At 38.3% G+C, this 15,420-nt stretch carries 14 protein-coding genes; 4 read left to right on the forward strand and 10 right to left on the reverse strand.

Features of this window, described 5'->3' with window-relative positions; genetic code table 11:
• The first annotated feature begins 1 nt into the window (after position 1).
• Positions 2-577 carry a phosphatase PAP2 family protein gene (locus ACFSQP_RS00960; protein WP_376891118.1) on the forward strand — a complete coding sequence of 192 codons (576 nt, stop codon included), beginning with the start codon at positions 2-4 and terminating at the stop codon, positions 575-577.
• Here the strand turns inward: ACFSQP_RS00960 and ACFSQP_RS00965 are convergent.
• From ACFSQP_RS00965 to ACFSQP_RS00975, 3 genes are all read right to left on the reverse strand, one after another.
• On the reverse strand, positions 574-2,118 hold the full coding sequence (locus ACFSQP_RS00965; protein ID WP_376891120.1) for an ArnT family glycosyltransferase: 1,545 nt from the start codon (positions 2,116-2,118) through the stop codon (positions 574-576). The two genes, ACFSQP_RS00960 and ACFSQP_RS00965, sit on opposite strands and share 4 nt — an antisense overlap.
• A gap of 64 nt (positions 2,119-2,182) precedes the next feature.
• Positions 2,183-2,812: a lipid-A-disaccharide synthase N-terminal domain-containing protein gene (locus tag ACFSQP_RS00970; RefSeq protein WP_376891122.1), complete on the reverse strand. Its 630-nt coding sequence runs from the start codon at positions 2,810-2,812 to the stop codon at positions 2,183-2,185.
• Positions 2,812-3,525 (reverse strand): glycosyltransferase family 2 protein, encoded by a 714-nt coding sequence (locus ACFSQP_RS00975; RefSeq protein WP_376891123.1) that lies wholly within the window; start codon positions 3,523-3,525, stop codon positions 2,812-2,814. Before ACFSQP_RS00975 ends, ACFSQP_RS00970 begins: the two co-directional genes overlap by 1 nt.
• Positions 3,526-3,615: 90 nt before the next feature.
• On the opposite strand from ACFSQP_RS00975, the gene ACFSQP_RS00980 reads away from it, so the two are divergent.
• Positions 3,616-4,569, forward strand: coding sequence for an NAD-dependent epimerase/dehydratase family protein (locus ACFSQP_RS00980; protein ID WP_376891124.1), 954 nt, complete (start codon positions 3,616-3,618; stop codon positions 4,567-4,569).
• Here ACFSQP_RS00980 and meaB read toward each other — a convergent pair.
• Complete coding sequence (gene meaB, locus ACFSQP_RS00985) at positions 4,561-5,640, reverse strand: methylmalonyl Co-A mutase-associated GTPase MeaB (protein WP_376891125.1); 1,080 nt, start codon at positions 5,638-5,640, stop codon at positions 4,561-4,563. The genes ACFSQP_RS00980 and meaB overlap by 9 nt on opposite strands.
• Positions 5,633-6,199, reverse strand: coding sequence for a DUF2911 domain-containing protein (locus ACFSQP_RS00990; RefSeq protein ID WP_376891126.1), 567 nt, complete (start codon positions 6,197-6,199; stop codon positions 5,633-5,635). Before ACFSQP_RS00990 ends, meaB begins: the two co-directional genes overlap by 8 nt.
• 279 nt (positions 6,200-6,478) lie before the next feature.
• Between ACFSQP_RS00990 and ACFSQP_RS00995 the strand changes: the two genes are divergently transcribed.
• Complete coding sequence (locus ACFSQP_RS00995; protein WP_376891128.1) at positions 6,479-7,192, forward strand: peptidoglycan DD-metalloendopeptidase family protein; 714 nt, start codon at positions 6,479-6,481, stop codon at positions 7,190-7,192.
• A 101-nt stretch (positions 7,193-7,293) separates the two neighbouring features.
• Here the strand turns inward: ACFSQP_RS00995 and secA are convergent, their stop codons facing one another.
• The 5 genes from secA to ACFSQP_RS01020 all read right to left on the reverse strand — a co-directional run bounded on the left by secA (position 7,294) and on the right by ACFSQP_RS01020 (position 14,521).
• A complete protein-coding gene (gene secA / locus ACFSQP_RS01000; protein WP_376891129.1) occupies positions 7,294-10,650 on the reverse strand; it encodes a preprotein translocase subunit SecA in 3,357 nt (1,118 codons plus the stop codon).
• 148 nt (positions 10,651-10,798) lie between these two features.
• Positions 10,799-11,020, reverse strand: coding sequence for a DUF2795 domain-containing protein (locus ACFSQP_RS01005; protein WP_008637498.1), 222 nt, complete (start codon positions 11,018-11,020; stop codon positions 10,799-10,801).
• A 140-nt stretch (positions 11,021-11,160) separates the two neighbouring features.
• Positions 11,161-11,733: a cob(I)yrinic acid a,c-diamide adenosyltransferase gene (locus tag ACFSQP_RS01010; RefSeq protein ID WP_376891131.1), complete on the reverse strand. Its 573-nt coding sequence runs from the start codon at positions 11,731-11,733 to the stop codon at positions 11,161-11,163.
• A gap of 118 nt (positions 11,734-11,851) precedes the next feature.
• Entirely contained in the window at positions 11,852-12,619 is a 768-nt protein-coding gene (locus ACFSQP_RS01015; RefSeq protein ID WP_376891133.1) for an O-methyltransferase, read from the reverse strand.
• 42 nt (positions 12,620-12,661) lie between these two features.
• On the reverse strand, positions 12,662-14,521 hold the full coding sequence (locus ACFSQP_RS01020) for an ABC-F family ATP-binding cassette domain-containing protein (protein WP_376891135.1): 1,860 nt from the start codon (positions 14,519-14,521) through the stop codon (positions 12,662-12,664).
• 104 nt (positions 14,522-14,625) lie between these two features.
• Here ACFSQP_RS01020 and ACFSQP_RS01025 point away from each other — a divergent pair, with 104 nt between their 5' ends.
• Complete coding sequence (locus ACFSQP_RS01025) at positions 14,626-15,420, forward strand: polysaccharide biosynthesis/export family protein (protein ID WP_376891136.1); 795 nt, start codon at positions 14,626-14,628, stop codon at positions 15,418-15,420.

Below are 15,420 nucleotides of genomic sequence, written 5' to 3' on the forward strand. Positions count from 1 at the left end.
TATGATAGAACAACTTGCACAATTAGATACCGAACTGTTTTTATACTTAAACAACTTGGGCGTACCCAGTTGGGACGGCTTTTGGATGTTTTACACCTATAAGTTTAATTGGATACCCTTTTATGCGGTATTATTATATGCCATATATAAAACAAGAACCCCAAAATTATTTTTGTTAACCATTGTACTTATCGTGTTAATGGTTTTGTTTACGGACCAGGTTACCAATTTATTTAAGAAGGTTCTTGTTATGCGCTTGCGGCCCTGTCACGATCCGGCATTGGAAGGTTTAATGCGTGTGGTAAAGCCCCATTGTGGTGGCCAGTTTGGTTTCTTTTCGGGGCATGCTTCCAATTCAATGGCTGTTGCGGTTTTTAGCGGTTTGTTGCTGCGCTTTAAATACCAGTATTTAATCTTTTTTATGCTGTTTTGGTCGGCTGTTATGGGGTATAGCCGTATTTACATTGGTGTTCATTACCCATTAGATGTGCTTTGCGGCTGGACCTTTGGTGCGCTATCTGGTTTTATGTTTTATAAATTAGACGGCTATCTTCAAAATAAGTATAAAACAGTTTAGTCCTTTTTAGTTAAAACAAAGTAATGTGCTACCAGTCGCGTTTTATATTGGCGCGATGTTTTTAAAACAGTATTCAAATTAAAGCTGTCCTGTTTTTTAATGGTGTAACTGGTTTTTAACTGCTGGACCTGTGCTAGCTGCTCTTCTGAAACGAGCAAACCAAAGCGCTCTTCAGCAGGTGGCTTAAAGGTTTCATTTTCGCTAATTAGCTCTGGAATTTTGTTACCGTATTCCCAAATCATTTCGGGTGCCATATATTGTAACTGGTATAGCGGTAGTAAGCCATTAAAATTGGTTGTTATGGGGTGAAAACTGTCACTATTTAAAGCCGGTTTTAGTGGGAGTGCAGTGAGCAGTAAGGCGGCATAAAGACCAACAGAAGCTTGCACAGCACGGCCTATATTTCTTTGTGTTAACGCATGCAGTATAATAAGGCCCATGGTAAAAACAACAACCGATGCCACCACATAATAAGCCCAATAGCCTTGTAAATTCTCTTTTAAAAACAAATAAGCTAAAGCTGGAAAAACCAAACCAATAAGGCCAATAAGGCCAAAATTAACATATACCGGAATCGTTTCGCCTTTATGTTTTAGGTGTTTAAATTCTCGAATTAGAAAGGCAATATAAAAACTACAGTTTATAGCTAACGGAATTAAAACGGGCATGAGGTACCGCGACTTCTTCTCTGGAATAAGCGATAGCAGTACAACTGCTAAAAGTGTCCATAACAAACTAAATTGATAAGCTTTCAAATTGGTAACGCGGGTTTTTAAATACGGATATAGCAAACTAATAAAAGCTGGCATAGTCCATAAACCACTTTGAGTAAAGAAACTCCAGTAATAGTAAAAAGGGCGTACATTATAGCTACTCCAATTACTTGTTTCTTTTTCGGCAATGGCTAAAAATGTGTTTGGATCTTCTAAACGTACATATAAATACCACCAGCCGCCTATTGTAAAGCCAATAAGTAATAGCGTTAAAAATGGCACTATTTTAGGTGTGAAGCCTTTAAAAGAATAGATTAGGGCATACGCTAGCAAAAAGGGGAGTAATAAGGCGTAAAAGCTAACAGGGCCTTTACTTAAAATTGAAAAACCAATGCAAATACCCGCTATGATAGCTGCTTGCCAATTTCTTTTTTCAGATTGAAAAAAAACAAATAAGTAGTAAATGGCTACTAACATAAAAGCATGTGTAAAAATATCCCATGGTGCTTCTATCATGATGCCTAAAACATAGAAAGAACTCGTTACAATAGCTGCAGCTAGTACACCAAAAGTTTTATTTCCGTCCAGTTTTTTGGCCAATTTAAATACATAAACAGCAATAATAATGGCAAATAATACGGCGGGTAAGCGCATGGCAAAAACGCTATGCATACCAAAAATACTGGCAGATATAGCGCTTAACCAAGTGGGAAGTGGCGGTTTTTGATAGCGTGGTTCGCCGTTCATGGTGGTTAATAACCAATTGCCATCCGTTAGCATTTCACGGGCCGTTATAAAATTTCGAGCCTCCATTATGGTAACTTCCATGATGTGTAAATTTGGCAGTAAAACCAGTAGTATGGTTAGACAAATAACCAAAATGGGGTGTTTTTTAAGTAGCGATAACATGTTTTCTAGTTAAAATAATGTTGCGTATGTAAATAATAGCGCCCAAAACATGGCCAATAAATAGAACCGGATCTTTTCTGAAAATGGCATACGTTAAAATAAGAAGTGAGCCTATTAAACTTAATAACCAAAATCCGAAAGGTAAGGCAGATTCTTTTAGTTTTTCAGAATAAAGCCATTGGTAAACAAAACGAAAGGTAAATACTACTTGCGATACAATACCCAGCAAAAGAAGCCAAAAAGGAATGGCATCGTTTTTAAATAACTTTTCAACATCAATGGCATTATTATTAAAATAAAAAATAACAATAAACGAAGGAACTAACAGCAAAAACCACTGCATAAACTTGGGATAGCGCTGCCATTGGTTTTGAAGTTGCAAATTTCTAATGTAAATAAAATAGGTTAAACCCTGACCTAGCATAATAGCGAAATCGTCACGTAAATACCCGTAAATAAATAGTAAAAAAGAGGCTAGTAAACTTAAAGTCCAGAAAATTGTGGGAGTAATAACCCGTTTTTGTCTTTCCGAGTATACCCATTGTATTACTAGCCGCGACGAAAACAAGAGCTGCGCTAAAAATCCAATGCTGTATACAAGCCAGTTATCCATTAATTTCTTTTTGAAACGGTGTAATTAATGTACTTTTTTTTCATCCATAAATAGGCGAAGCAATCCATTAAGGGGCCAATTAAGCGGTTCCAAACACCAAATTTAGCTTGGCCTGCTACCCGTGGAAAATGTTTTACAGGAACTTGAATAATAGTGCCGTTTTGTAGTAAAACCATGGCAGGTAAAAAGCGATGAAGGCCTTTAAACATTGGAATGCGTTTGGCATAATCGGTTTTTATAACTTTAAGGGGGCAACCTGTATCATCCATACCGTCGTGCGTAAAGGCCCTGCGAATACCATTGGCTATTGTGGACGACATGTTTTTAACAAAACTGTCTTTTCGGTTGGCACGCACGCCTGTAACTAAATCATATTGGTTAATATGCTCTAAAAGAATGTTGAAATCTTGCGGGTCTGTTTGTAAATCGGAGTCTATGTAGCCAACTAATTCGGTGTCGGCGTAATCAAAACCCGCTTTTATAGCGGCACTTAAACCACAATTATTTTTAAAAGTGATATAATGAAACGCGGGATTTTTATCGGCAATTGCCTCAATAAGGCTTTGGCTATTATCTTGCGAGCCATCATTTACAAAAAGCACCTTTGTTTTTTTAGTCGCTATTTTTATATAGTTTGTTAGTTCTTGCTCTACGCGAGCCAAATTAGCTTCTTCATTATAAACAGGTACTATTATTGTAAATTGGTAATCCATAAAATATGTATTGTTTTACAAATGTATTCTTTTTTATAGAATTCTAATCTTACAGAAAAAAAATGTTTCTTTGTAGTTCAGTCGAAAAATATGAAAATACTAGTTACCGGTGCCGTTGGGTTTATTGGTTCGCATACCGCCGAACGCTTAAAAATAATGGGTTATGATGTAGTGGGTGTCGATAATTTTTCACCTTATTATAGTCCGTTACTAAAAAAGCAAAATGAAGCGGCATTGCGGCAATTGGGTATTCCCGTTTTAAACATCGATTTACGAGCAGATAATATAAGCGCGCTATTACCAAACGATGTAGCCTTTATTTTTCATTTTGCAGCGCAACCGGGTATTTCGGAAACGTCAACGTTTCAAGATTACTTGAGTAATAATGTACTGGCTACAAAAAACCTAATAGACTACGCTTTACAATTACCAAATCTGGAATTGTTTGTAAACATTGCCACGTCATCTATTTATGGGTTGGAGGCAACCTTTCCGGAATCTGTTGCACCACAACCAGCTTCCTTTTACGGTGTTACAAAATTAGCAGCCGAACAGTTGGTGCTTCAAAAATCGCGCGAGCAGCAACTAAAAGCCTGTTCTTTGCGCTTGTATTCGGTTTATGGCCCTAGGGAACGTCCGGAAAAAATGTATACCAAGCTTATTGCCTGTGGCTTTAAAAATAAAGCATTTCCATTATATACTGGTAGCGCCAATCATTTGCGCAGTTTTACTTATGTTTCGGATATTGTAGATGGGGTAGTTGCTGTTTTGCAAGCAGTAGATGCCGTAAACGGAGCCGTTATAAATTTAGGAACAGAGCAGGAGCACACCACACAAGAGGGTATTGATGCAGTACGCCAAGTTATGCAAACAGACATTCCTATTCAACTTGTTGCGGCTAGGGCAGGCGACCAACTTCGTACGAAAGCCCATATAGAAAAGGCGCGAAAATTACTACAATACAATCCGCAAACCACCTTATTAGAAGGTATTGAAAAACAGGTAATGTGGTATAAAACTCATGTGCTTCCTACATTAGGTTAAACCTAATAAATACTCGGCTGCTGCAAAAGGGGTTGTTTTTTGATTTTCAATTAAACTAATTTGCTGCTGCAAGGCTATTTTTATAGTAGGATTGTTAAAAAAGGTGCTGTGAAGCGCGTCTTTAATGGTTTCAATAAGCCAAAATTTGTTTTGGTCGTGGCGCCGTTGGTCAAAATAGCCATTTTTAGTTGTAAGCATTACATAGGTATGAATGCTGTCCCAAATGGTTTCAATGCCTTCATTTTTTAAAGCGCTGCAAAGCATTACTTTTGGCTGCCAGTTAGAGGCTTTTTTAGGATATAAATGCAGTGCTCTGTTAAATTCTACTTTTGCTATTTTAGCGGCTTTTACATTAGAGCCATCGGCCTTATTAATAACGATAGAATCGGCCATCTCAATAATGCCGCGTTTAATGCCTTGTAACTCATCGCCAGCGCCTGCTAGTTTTAGCAATAAGAAAAAATCTACCATGCTATGTACTGCCGTTTCGCTTTGTCCTACGCCCACGGTTTCAATTAAAATGGTATTAAAACCGGCTGCTTCGCATAAAATGATCGTTTCGCGTGTTTTTCTGGCTACACCACCAAGGGATGTGCCTGAAGGCGAAGGTCTTATAAATACATTGGTATCTTTAACCAAATCCTCCATTCGGGTTTTGTCGCCTAAAATACTGCCTTTGCTTATGGAACTACTAGGATCAATAGCTAGAACCGCTATTTTTTTTCCAATGGCGGATAAATAGCTACCAAAGGATTCAATAAACGTGCTTTTACCTACACCGGGTACTCCAGTAATGCCAATTCGTACAGATTTATTGGCATGTGGTAAGCAGGCCGTAATTATATCGTTGGCCTGTTGGGCGTGAGCCGGATTGGTACTTTCAATTAAAGTAATGGCGCGACTTAAAGCTGTCATATTACCAGCTAAAATGTCTGAAACCAATTGTTGCGTGGTTGGTTTTTTTTGGCGTCGTTTTTTTAAAGCCGCAATAATGGCTTGGTTGGTGGTTTCTACTTGAGACACACCAGCCGATTCCTGTAAAGCTTTATGTTTATCCGTTTGTTTACTCAAAAGTTTCTAATGGTACGGCTATTTTGGTTTCATCCCAAGCGATGGTTAATGATAAATTATCTAGTGCATTGTCAAAACCAATGGTAAACTGTTCTACAGTTACGCCTGTTTCTTCTACAGGAACACTAATGGTAAGGACATCAAAGCGAGCCTCTCGTAAGGGTTTCATTTCGGAATCGACACCCCAAGGATATTGCTTGGAATTAAATATTACTTGCCAAGTAGTATCTGTTGGAATGGTCCAAAGTGTATACTTTCCTGCTGGAAGCGAATCGTTGTTTATTTTTAGTGCCTTATTGGTTTTAAATGTCGTAGCCTCATTGGCTCCTGTTCGCCACACTTTCCCGTAGGGAACCAACCCACCAAATACCAGTCGGCCACGTTTGGACGGCCTGTTGTAAACGATGTCTAATTGCAAATCGTTTTTAGCAAACGATACGGTATCAATGGGACTTTTTCGCGGTGCCAACAAACTACCATCAACAAAAAAAGAATATAAAAATAAACCAATGGCTATAAGCGATAATCCGCCTAAAAACCATCTAAAAACCTTCTGCATATCTATTTTAAATAATGGATATAAAGATACTTTAAATGTTGTTTTTATTGAAATACTATAACATTTATTTAAGTGTTGGGTATTGTTTTTTTGTGGGCTAGTAACGAATGGCTGCAAAAACAGAAAAAAGGTCTTTTTTGGTACTTACAAAACACAATATTAGCAGCTTAATTTCCTGTTGAATTGGCGTTTGAAGTATTAAAACTGGTTGTGGCATGGTGGTATTATTTTTTATGTAATATACCACAACTTGTTATAAATGTTTCCTATTTTAGTAATATGAAGACCGCCGCTTTTACACAATTTTTAAGGGACTTGAGCCCAGCGCCCTTGCGCGTATTAACGAATCAAATTCCATTTTCTGCCTATAAAAGCATTAATTTATCAGGGCATTATTTAAATAGTAAAGAGATTCATTTGGTTACGGTAACCGATTGGTCTGCTTATTTAAAAACCTACTGCCAAACACATAAAGCCGATGTGGTTTTTGGAGGTTATAAGGAAGTTCGTGGGCTTTACAACCGCAGCAGCCATTTTAATGACCCTGCAACCTCCGAAAAACGCAACATTCATTTGGGTATGGATTTGTGGGTGGCCGCAGGAACGCCAATTTATGCGCCTTTGGACGGGGTTTTACATAGCTTTGCTAATAATGCGCGGTATGGCGATTATGGTCCCACGCTTATACTAGAACACCGTATTAAGGCGGTTACATTTTATACGCTTTACGGGCATTTAAGTTTGGCCTCATTAAACAACAAAACAGTGGGTATGTCCATAAAACAAGGCATGCAAATTGGCACTTTAGGAACCCCTCATGTAAATGGCGATTATGCACCACATTTGCACTTTCAAATAATAAAGGATTTACAAGGTTGGGAAGGCGATTACCCAGGTGTGTGTGGTGCTTCTAATTTAGCTTATTTTTCCAGTAATTGCCCGGACCCTAATTTGCTGTTAAAGCTGCCCGATGCTAACCAGATAGCTTACTAGGCACACTAATGGTAAGTTTTGAAAAATATGTTTGTGTTTACGACAAAAAAAGTCCGAAATTTTTGGGAAATTTCGGACTTTTTATGCAAGATTTCAAGCGTTTAGTCATTTACAAGAACCCAATCGCCTTTAGCAATAAGCGGTTCGGCTTGTTTAAACTTAACGGTTTTATTTTCGCCACTCATTACATGTTTAATGGTTACTTTGTCGTTTCTACCAATTTTAGGACTTTCTCTCACAATCGTTTCAACAACTTCCGGTTGGCGTTGGGTATTACTAGCTGCGCGGTTTTGCGCTGTGCGTTCATCTAGATTCTGAATATCCTCTTTTTGTGTTTGAAGCTTTTCACGCTTAACAGACTGTCTTGCTTCTTGAATGGCATCGGTTGTTTCGGTAGGCAATTCACCTTTAAACAAGAAGGAGATAACCTCTTTATTAACCTTGTCTATCATGCCTTTAAACAATTCGAAAGCTTCAAATTTATAAATTAGTAATGGGTCTTTTTGTTCGTGAACAGCTAGTTGCACGGATTGTTTTAGTTCATCCATTTTACGCAAATGCGTTTTCCATGAATCGTCTACAATGGCTAAAGTAATATTTTTTTCAAAATCGTTTATAAGCTGTTTTCCGTTGGTTTCGTATGCTTTTTCTAGGTCTGTAATAACCTGAATGCTTTTTACACCATCCGTAAATGGCACAACTATACGCTTAAATTTATCGCGTTGTGTTTCGTACACATTTTTAATAACAGGGAAAGCTAATTCGGCATTGCGTTCCATTTTGTTGCGATAATGTTCGAAGGCAGCTTTGTAAATTTTACCCGCCAGTTCTTGTACCGATAACTTGGTAAATTCGGCTTCCGAAATAGGCGCACTCATGGAGAAGTATCGGATTAATTCAAATTCGAAATTTTTATAATCGTTAGCGGCTTTGTTGGTTTCGGCAATACCTTCGGAGGTGTCGTAAATCATGTTGGCCAAATCTACCCGCAAGCGCTCACCGTGCAGCGCATGATGACGGCGTTTGTAAACCACCTCACGTTGGGAGTTCATAACATCGTCGTATTCTAGTAAACGTTTACGAACACCAAAGTTATTTTCTTCCACTTTTTTCTGTGCACGCTCAATGGATTTAGAAATCATGGAATGCTGAATGACTTCGCCTTCTTCAAGTCCCATTTTATCCATCATTTTGGCAATACGCTCGCTACCAAATAAACGCATTAAGTTATCCTCTAACGATACGTAAAATTGCGAGCTACCCGGATCTCCTTGTCGTCCAGCACGACCACGTAACTGGCGGTCTACACGACGCGAATCGTGACGTTCTGTACCCACAATTGCCAAACCACCTGCTTTTTTAACGGCATCCGAAAGTTTAATATCTGTACCACGTCCTGCCATGTTAGTGGCAATGGTTACCTGACCCGGTTTTCCAGCTTCGGCTACAATATCGGCTTCTTTTTTATGTAATTTAGCGTTTAATACGTTGTGTGGTACTTTTCGAATGGATAGCATTTTTCCTAAAAGTTCACTAATTTCCACATTAGTGGTACCAATAAGAACGGGGCGTCCAGCTTGCGATAATTTGGTAACCTCTTCAATTACGGCGTTGTACTTTTCGCGCTTGGTTTTGTAAACTAAATCTTCACGATCGTCTCGGGCAATAGGTTTGTTGGTTGGAATTTCAACCACATCCAGTTTGTAAATTTCCCAGAATTCGCCTGCTTCCGTAACGGCAGTACCTGTCATACCCGATAATTTGCGATACATACGGAAGTAGTTTTGAAGTGTTACGGTAGCAAAAGTTTGTGTGGCATCTTCAATTTTAACATTCTCTTTTGCTTCAATAGCTTGGTGTAAGCCATCGCTGTAACGGCGGCCGTCCATAATACGACCTGTTTGCTCATCTACAATCATTACTTTGTTGTCCATAACCACATATTGGTTATCTTTTTCGAACAACGCATAAGCTTTAAGTAATTGGTTTAGGGTATGAATGCGCTCGGATTTGATACCGTAATCTCGGAATAATTCTTCTTTTAAATTAGCTTCCTCTTCGGAGGATAAATTTTGACTTTCAATTTTAGAGATTTCTAAGCCTATTTCTGGCATAATAAAGAAGTTAGGATCTTCTTTACCCGATAAAAAATCGATACCCTTATCGGTTAGTTCTATTTGGTTGTTTTTTTCTTCTATTACATAGTACAATTCCGCGTCAATTTTAGGCATTTCGCGGTTGTTGTCTTGCATGTAATAGTTTTCTGTTTTTTGTAGCAGTTGTTTTATCCCTTCTTCACTTAAAAACTTGATAAGCGCTTTATTTTTAGGAATACCACGATACACACGTAGCAACTGAAAACCACCTTCTTTTGTGTCGCCTTCGGCAATCAATTTTTTCGCTTCTGCCAGAACTCCTGTTAGGTATTTGCGTTGCACAGATACGATGCTTTCAACTTTTGGTTTGAGCTCTGTAAATTCATGGCGATCGCCTTGCGGAATAGGTCCGGAAATAATTAAGGGTGTTCGGGCGTCGTCAATTAGTACAGAATCCACCTCATCCACAATGGCATAATGATGCGGACGTTGCACTAAATCGTCTGGAGCATGCGCCATATTATCGCGCAAGTAATCGAAACCAAATTCGTTATTTGTACCATAGGTAATATCTGCTAAATATGCTTTTTTACGTGCAGCCGAGTTAGGTTGGTGGTAATCTATACAGTCTACCCGCATGCCATGAAATTCGAAAATAGGTGCCATCCAGGCGCTATCTCGCTTTGCAAGATAGTCGTTTACGGTTACCAAATGCACACCTTTGCCAGCTAACGCATTTAAGTACACTGGCAGGGTAGCTACCAATGTTTTACCTTCACCTGTTTGCATTTCGGCAATTTTACCTTGGTGCATAGCAATACCACCAATAAGCTGCACATCGTAATGAATCATGTCCCAGGTAATAGGTTTTCCAGCAGCATCCCAAGAATTAGCCCAAATAGCCTGATCGTTATCTAGGGTTACGTAGTCTTTTTCGCCTGAAATTTCGCGATCGAAACTATTGGCGGTTACTGCAATTTGCGTATTGTGCACAAAACGTTTAGCTGTTTCTTTAACTACGGCAAAAGCTTCCGGAAGAATGTCGTTAAGCACATCTTCGGTAACGCTATAGATGGTGTCTTTAATTTTATCTATTTCCTGATAAATATCTTCACGTTTGTCTATGTCTTCTGTTTCGTTTGCTTTTTGAAGGAGGTCGTCTATGGACTGGTTTAGCGGTTTTCTAGCCGCTGCTATTTGCTCTTTAAAATATGCAGTTTTGGCACGTAATTCGTCATGCGATAATTTTTCGAGATTCGCTTCGAATGTTTTAATTTTTTCAACTATTGGCATAATGGCTTTTACGTCCTGTTTGGACTTATCGCCAACAAAAACCTTCAGTACTGAATTTAAAAAACTCATTTTATGGGTGTTTATGGTTGTATTAGCACGGCGCTAATATTAAATTAATGTTTGTGTTCCGACTACAAAAAAACGCTTTTTGTTTGAACTTTTTAAATATAATACACAAAAAAAGCCTCTAAACGAGACTTTTTAACTTTTAATGTTATTAATATTCATCCTCATTCCAGAGGTAATCTTCGTCTGTTGGATAGTCGGGCCAAATTTCTTGAATGGACTCATAGGAGTCGCCTTCATCTTCTATAGATTGTAAATTTTCAACTACTTCTAATGGGGCTCCAGTTCTAATTGAGTAATCAATTAGTTCGTCTTTGGTCGCTGGCCAAGGCGCATCGCTTAAATAAGATGCTAATTCTAGTGTCCAATACATTGATACTTCGTTTTAAATTTTTGCAAAAATATATTTTTAATTAAAATATGCAAGAAAATAATCAATTATTTACCTGTTAAGTATAAGAACGTGTGTTACCAATTGTTACCTTATTGCTTATTTCGTTAGGTTTGTATGGCTTACAGTTTTTCTGGAATCCATTTTATTTCATCGGCATTAAGGTCTGAAGACAATTTTCGTGCCAATACAAACAGGTAGTCAGATAGTCGGTTTAAATAGGTTAGCGCCTTATCGTCTATGGGTTCTAAATCGTTTAATGCAGCTGCCAACCGTTCTGCTCGCCGGCATACACAACGTGCAATATGACAGAATGACACGGTTTGATGGCCGCCGGGCAGCACAAAATGTGTCATGGGTGGCAAAGCTGCATTCATATTATCTATTTCCGTTTCTAACTTTTTAATATTTTCTTCAGAAATTTTAGGAATGTTTAAGCGTTCTTTGCCGCTTTTTAAAATGGCTTTTTCTGGATCGGTTGCTAAAATGGCTCCTACCGTAAATAAGCGATCCTGTATGTGCATTAAAACCGATTTGTAATGCGCATCTATGGCCTGATCGCGAATTAGGCCTAAATGTGAGTTGAGTTCGTCCACGGTGCCATAACTATCTATGCGAATGTGGTGCTTGGGTACACGGGTACCGCCAAATAAGGCTGTGGTGCCCTTGTCGCCTGTTTTTGTGTATATTTTCATAAGCGTTTTTTAATTTCAAAGTTACTGGATATAACGGATAAGGCAAAGTAATTTTTACGATTGTTGGATGCGCCCGGGCTAATGTGGTTGTTACTAGGGTCTGTTTGTTGGTCTGGAATTACACCCTAATAGTAAAATGTTGTTTAACCTGTTCTTGTCTAAAAAATACCAAACCCCAAAAAAAGATATCGATAGTTACCGTAACTTTGGGGTGTTTTTTTATGGTTTCCCAAGCGTCGGTCATGTTGGGCGACCAATAAATGTCGTCGAAAATAAATAGGGTGTCGTTGTGCGTTTGGGGTAAAAGCGCCTGGAAATAGGCTAGGGTAGCATCTTTGTTATGATGTCCGTCAAAAAAAACGATATCCCATGTGGTTTTATTTTCTGCGTTTAAAAAGGTTTTAAAGGCGCCCGTTTTGCAACTAATATTGGTGTAGTTGCTTAAGTTATTTTTTGTAAAAGCCGCTATGTTTGGGCAGCCTTCCACGGTGGTTATTTTTGCTGCTGGATGCCCTAAATGAAAGGCTTGTGTGGCTATGCCCAAGGAGCTGCCTAACTCTAGTATTTGTTGTGGTTTAAAATAATGACTTATGCGGTAGGCTAATTTGGCTCTTTTTAAGGTAGATCCCGCTGTTTTTGCTAATTCCGAAACTTGGCGTTGGGTGGTTTTGTTTTTTTTGGAACCCATCCCTAAATCTGTTACCTGTAAGGCGGTTTGGTTTTTAATTAGTGCTGCCCGATAGGTTTTTAAACTGTTATAATCTGTGTAAGGTTGGCGGTTGTAGAAACAGTGTGTTACCAACTGGTATACAAAAGGCGAATGTACACCATGTTGGTTGGATGATTTTAACAGAAATTGAATGTATTTTTTAATTTGGTACAACAAGGCAAAAATGAAATTTTGTAGGTTGAAGCGTTTTTTTAGCTTTTAGTCTTCTAGTTTGGCGCTTAACTCAAACCAGCGCATCTCTTTGGCTTCAATAGTATCTAAAATGTGTTGTAATTTTTCCGATAAGGTGTTTATGGCTTCTGGTGTTAAGTTGGGGTCTAAAAATTCTTTTTCCAGAGCAGCCTTCTCCCGTTCCAAACTATTTATTTTACTCTCTAGATTTTTATATTCCTTCTGCTCGTTATAGCTTAAAGCTGTGTTGCTATCCTTTTTCCATTGTTTTTTCTCTTTTTTTTCAGGCTGAAGGGTTTCGGGTTCTTGACTGTCTTCGTAAGATCTAAAATCGGAGTAATTGCCGGGAAAATCTTCAATAACGCCATTACCGCGAAACACCAATAGGTGGTCCACTATTTTATCCATAAAATAACGGTCGTGCGATACCACAATTAAGCAGCCAGGGAAGTCCAATAAAAAACTTTCCAGTACGTTAAGGGTTACAATGTCTAAATCGTTTGTAGGTTCGTCTAAAATTAAAAAATTTGGATTTTGAATTAAAACCGTACATAAATACAAGCGTTTGCGTTCGCCACCGCTTAATTTTTCAACAAAATCGTATTGTTTTTTTCTGCTAAACAAAAAGCGTTCTAAAAGTTGTCCGGCACTAATTTGGCGGCCCTTTTTTAAGGGTATGTACTCGCCAAACTCCTTGATAACATCAATAACTTTTTGGTCTGGTTTTACATGAATACCCGCTTGAGTGTAATATCCAAATTTAACGGTTTCGCCAACAACCACTTTACCTGCGTCTGGTTGCTGGGTTTGGGTTAAGATGTTTAGAAAGGTGGATTTACCGGTACCATTTTTACCAATAATACCTATGCGTTCGCCTTTTTTAAAGGTATACTCAAACTTATCCAGAATGGTTTTGTCCTTAAAGCGTTTACTTACGTTATGAAATTCCAGAATTTTACTTCCTAAACGCTCCATATTCAGTTCTAGCTGTATTTGGTGGTCTTGGCGGCGTTTGTTGGCCCGGTGTTTTATTTCGTGAAAATCGTCTATGCGCGATTTAGATTTGGTGGTCCTTGCTTTTGGTTGCTTACGCATCCAATCCAATTCTTTTTTAAAGAGTTGTTTGGCCTTGTTGGTTTCTGTAGCCTCGTTTTCTAGCCGCGCTTCGCGTTTTTCTAGGTAATAGGAATAATTGCCTTTGTAAGTATATAGTTCGCCTTGATCTAGTTCAATTATTTCGTTACACACACGTTCCAAAAAATACCGGTCGTGCGTTACCATGAATAGGGTAATGGCTTCTTTTGCAAAAAAAACCTCCAGCCACTCAATCATCTCCAAATCAAGGTGGTTTGTTGGCTCATCTAGAATTAATAAATCGGGTTTTTTTAGTAAGGCATTAGCCAAAGCCAAACGTTTTTTTTGACCACCAGACATGGTACTTATTTTTTGGTCTAGGTCATTTAGTTTTAGTTGAAATAATATTTGTTTGTATTGGGTTTCAAAATCCCAAGCTTGGTGCCGTTCCATTTGTTCAAATGCCTTTTGGTAAGCCTCTACATCGTCTGGGTTTTTAAGTGCTTTTTCGTAGTTTTTTATAACATCCAGGATGGGGTTTTTGGTGTCGAAAATAGCCTGTTCAACGGTTAAGGTTTCATTTAAATCTGGATCTTGTGCCAAGACGGCCACTGTAATATCCTTGCGGAAAATAATTTGTCCAGAATCGGCTGTATCTTTACCAGATAGAATATTTAAAATAGATGTTTTTCCGGTACCATTTTTGGCAACAAATGCAATTTTCTGGTCTTTGTGAATGCTGAAAGACAGGTTCTCAAATAGCGTTAATTCGCCGTAAGATTTCGATATATTTTCAACTGTAAGGTAGTTCACGTGTTGTTTTTTTGCAAAGAACGTAAATAATTCAAAAACTATACGATAAGTTTTCATTTTCCTATTGAAAAGCTATATTTGTACACTAACCCTTAAGCCTTTTCATGAAGTCATTATTTTTTATTGCTGTTTGTTTATTGGGCCTTTTTTCGGTGTCCTGCATTCCTAATAAAGAGTTGGTGTATCTTCAAAATAAAGCTATGGCAACAGATTCTTTGGTGGTTGTTTCAGAAAAGCAAGCGCCTTATCGCGTTCAAATAAACGATATTTTAAATATTCGGGTAAAGGCCATGGACCAACGCAATATTCAAATGTTTAACCCAACTGGAGCAACCGATTTAAATGCCACCGGCGATGAGCGGGCTTTTTTTGACGGTTTCACAGTAGATTTGCACGGTAATATTCGTATACCTATTTTAGGTGAAGTTCGTGTTTTAGGCTATACCACGGACGAAATAGAAACCATGCTAGAAACAAAACTATTGGAAGAAGAACTAAAGGAAACTTCCAATATTTTTGTAACGGTAAAACTAACCGGATTGCGTTTTACAGTAACGGGGGAAGTGGGTTCTACGGGAACACAAACGCTGTACCAACCGCGGGTAAATATTTTTGAGGCGCTTGCCAATGCAGGCGATATTTTGGTAACTGGCGATAGGAAATCTGTTGCTGTTATAAGGCAATACCCTAACGGGCAAAAAATACACCATGTTAACCTGTTGGATGTGGATGTTATGAATTCGCCTTATTATTACATTCAAATGAACGATATTATTTACGTTAAACCGTTAAAACAAAAAACTTGGGGTACAGGGGTTACCGGACTGCAAACATTTGGAACCATCATGACGGTAGTGTCCTTTGTTACTACCACCATTCTCCTTATAGATAGGCTTTAA

The organism is Bizionia sediminis (assembly GCF_042684585.1).
Taxonomy (GTDB): Bacteria; Bacteroidota; Bacteroidia; order Flavobacteriales; family Flavobacteriaceae; genus Algorimicrobium; species Algorimicrobium sediminis.

Coding starts and splice junctions, on each gene's coding strand:
- ACFSQP_RS00960 (WP_376891118.1), top strand. CDS start 2: ATGATAGAACAACTTGCACAATTAGATACCGAACTGTTTTTATACTTA.
- ACFSQP_RS00965 (WP_376891120.1), bottom strand. CDS start 2,118: ATGGAAGTTACCATAATGGAGGCTCGAAATTTTATAACGGCCCGTGAA.
- ACFSQP_RS00970 (WP_376891122.1), bottom strand. CDS start 2,812: ATGGATAACTGGCTTGTATACAGCATTGGATTTTTAGCGCAGCTCTTG.
- ACFSQP_RS00975 (WP_376891123.1), bottom strand. CDS start 3,525: ATGGATTACCAATTTACAATAATAGTACCTGTTTATAATGAAGAAGCT.
- ACFSQP_RS00980 (WP_376891124.1), top strand. CDS start 3,616: ATGAAAATACTAGTTACCGGTGCCGTTGGGTTTATTGGTTCGCATACC.
- ACFSQP_RS00990 (WP_376891126.1), bottom strand. CDS start 6,199: ATGCAGAAGGTTTTTAGATGGTTTTTAGGCGGATTATCGCTTATAGCC.
- ACFSQP_RS00995 (WP_376891128.1), top strand. CDS start 6,479: ATGAAGACCGCCGCTTTTACACAATTTTTAAGGGACTTGAGCCCAGCG.
- secA (WP_376891129.1), bottom strand. CDS start 10,650: ATGAGTTTTTTAAATTCAGTACTGAAGGTTTTTGTTGGCGATAAGTCC.
- ACFSQP_RS01005 (WP_008637498.1), bottom strand. CDS start 11,020: ATGTATTGGACACTAGAATTAGCATCTTATTTAAGCGATGCGCCTTGG.
- ACFSQP_RS01010 (WP_376891131.1), bottom strand. CDS start 11,733: ATGAAAATATACACAAAAACAGGCGACAAGGGCACCACAGCCTTATTT.
- ACFSQP_RS01025 (WP_376891136.1), top strand. CDS start 14,626: ATGAAGTCATTATTTTTTATTGCTGTTTGTTTATTGGGCCTTTTTTCG.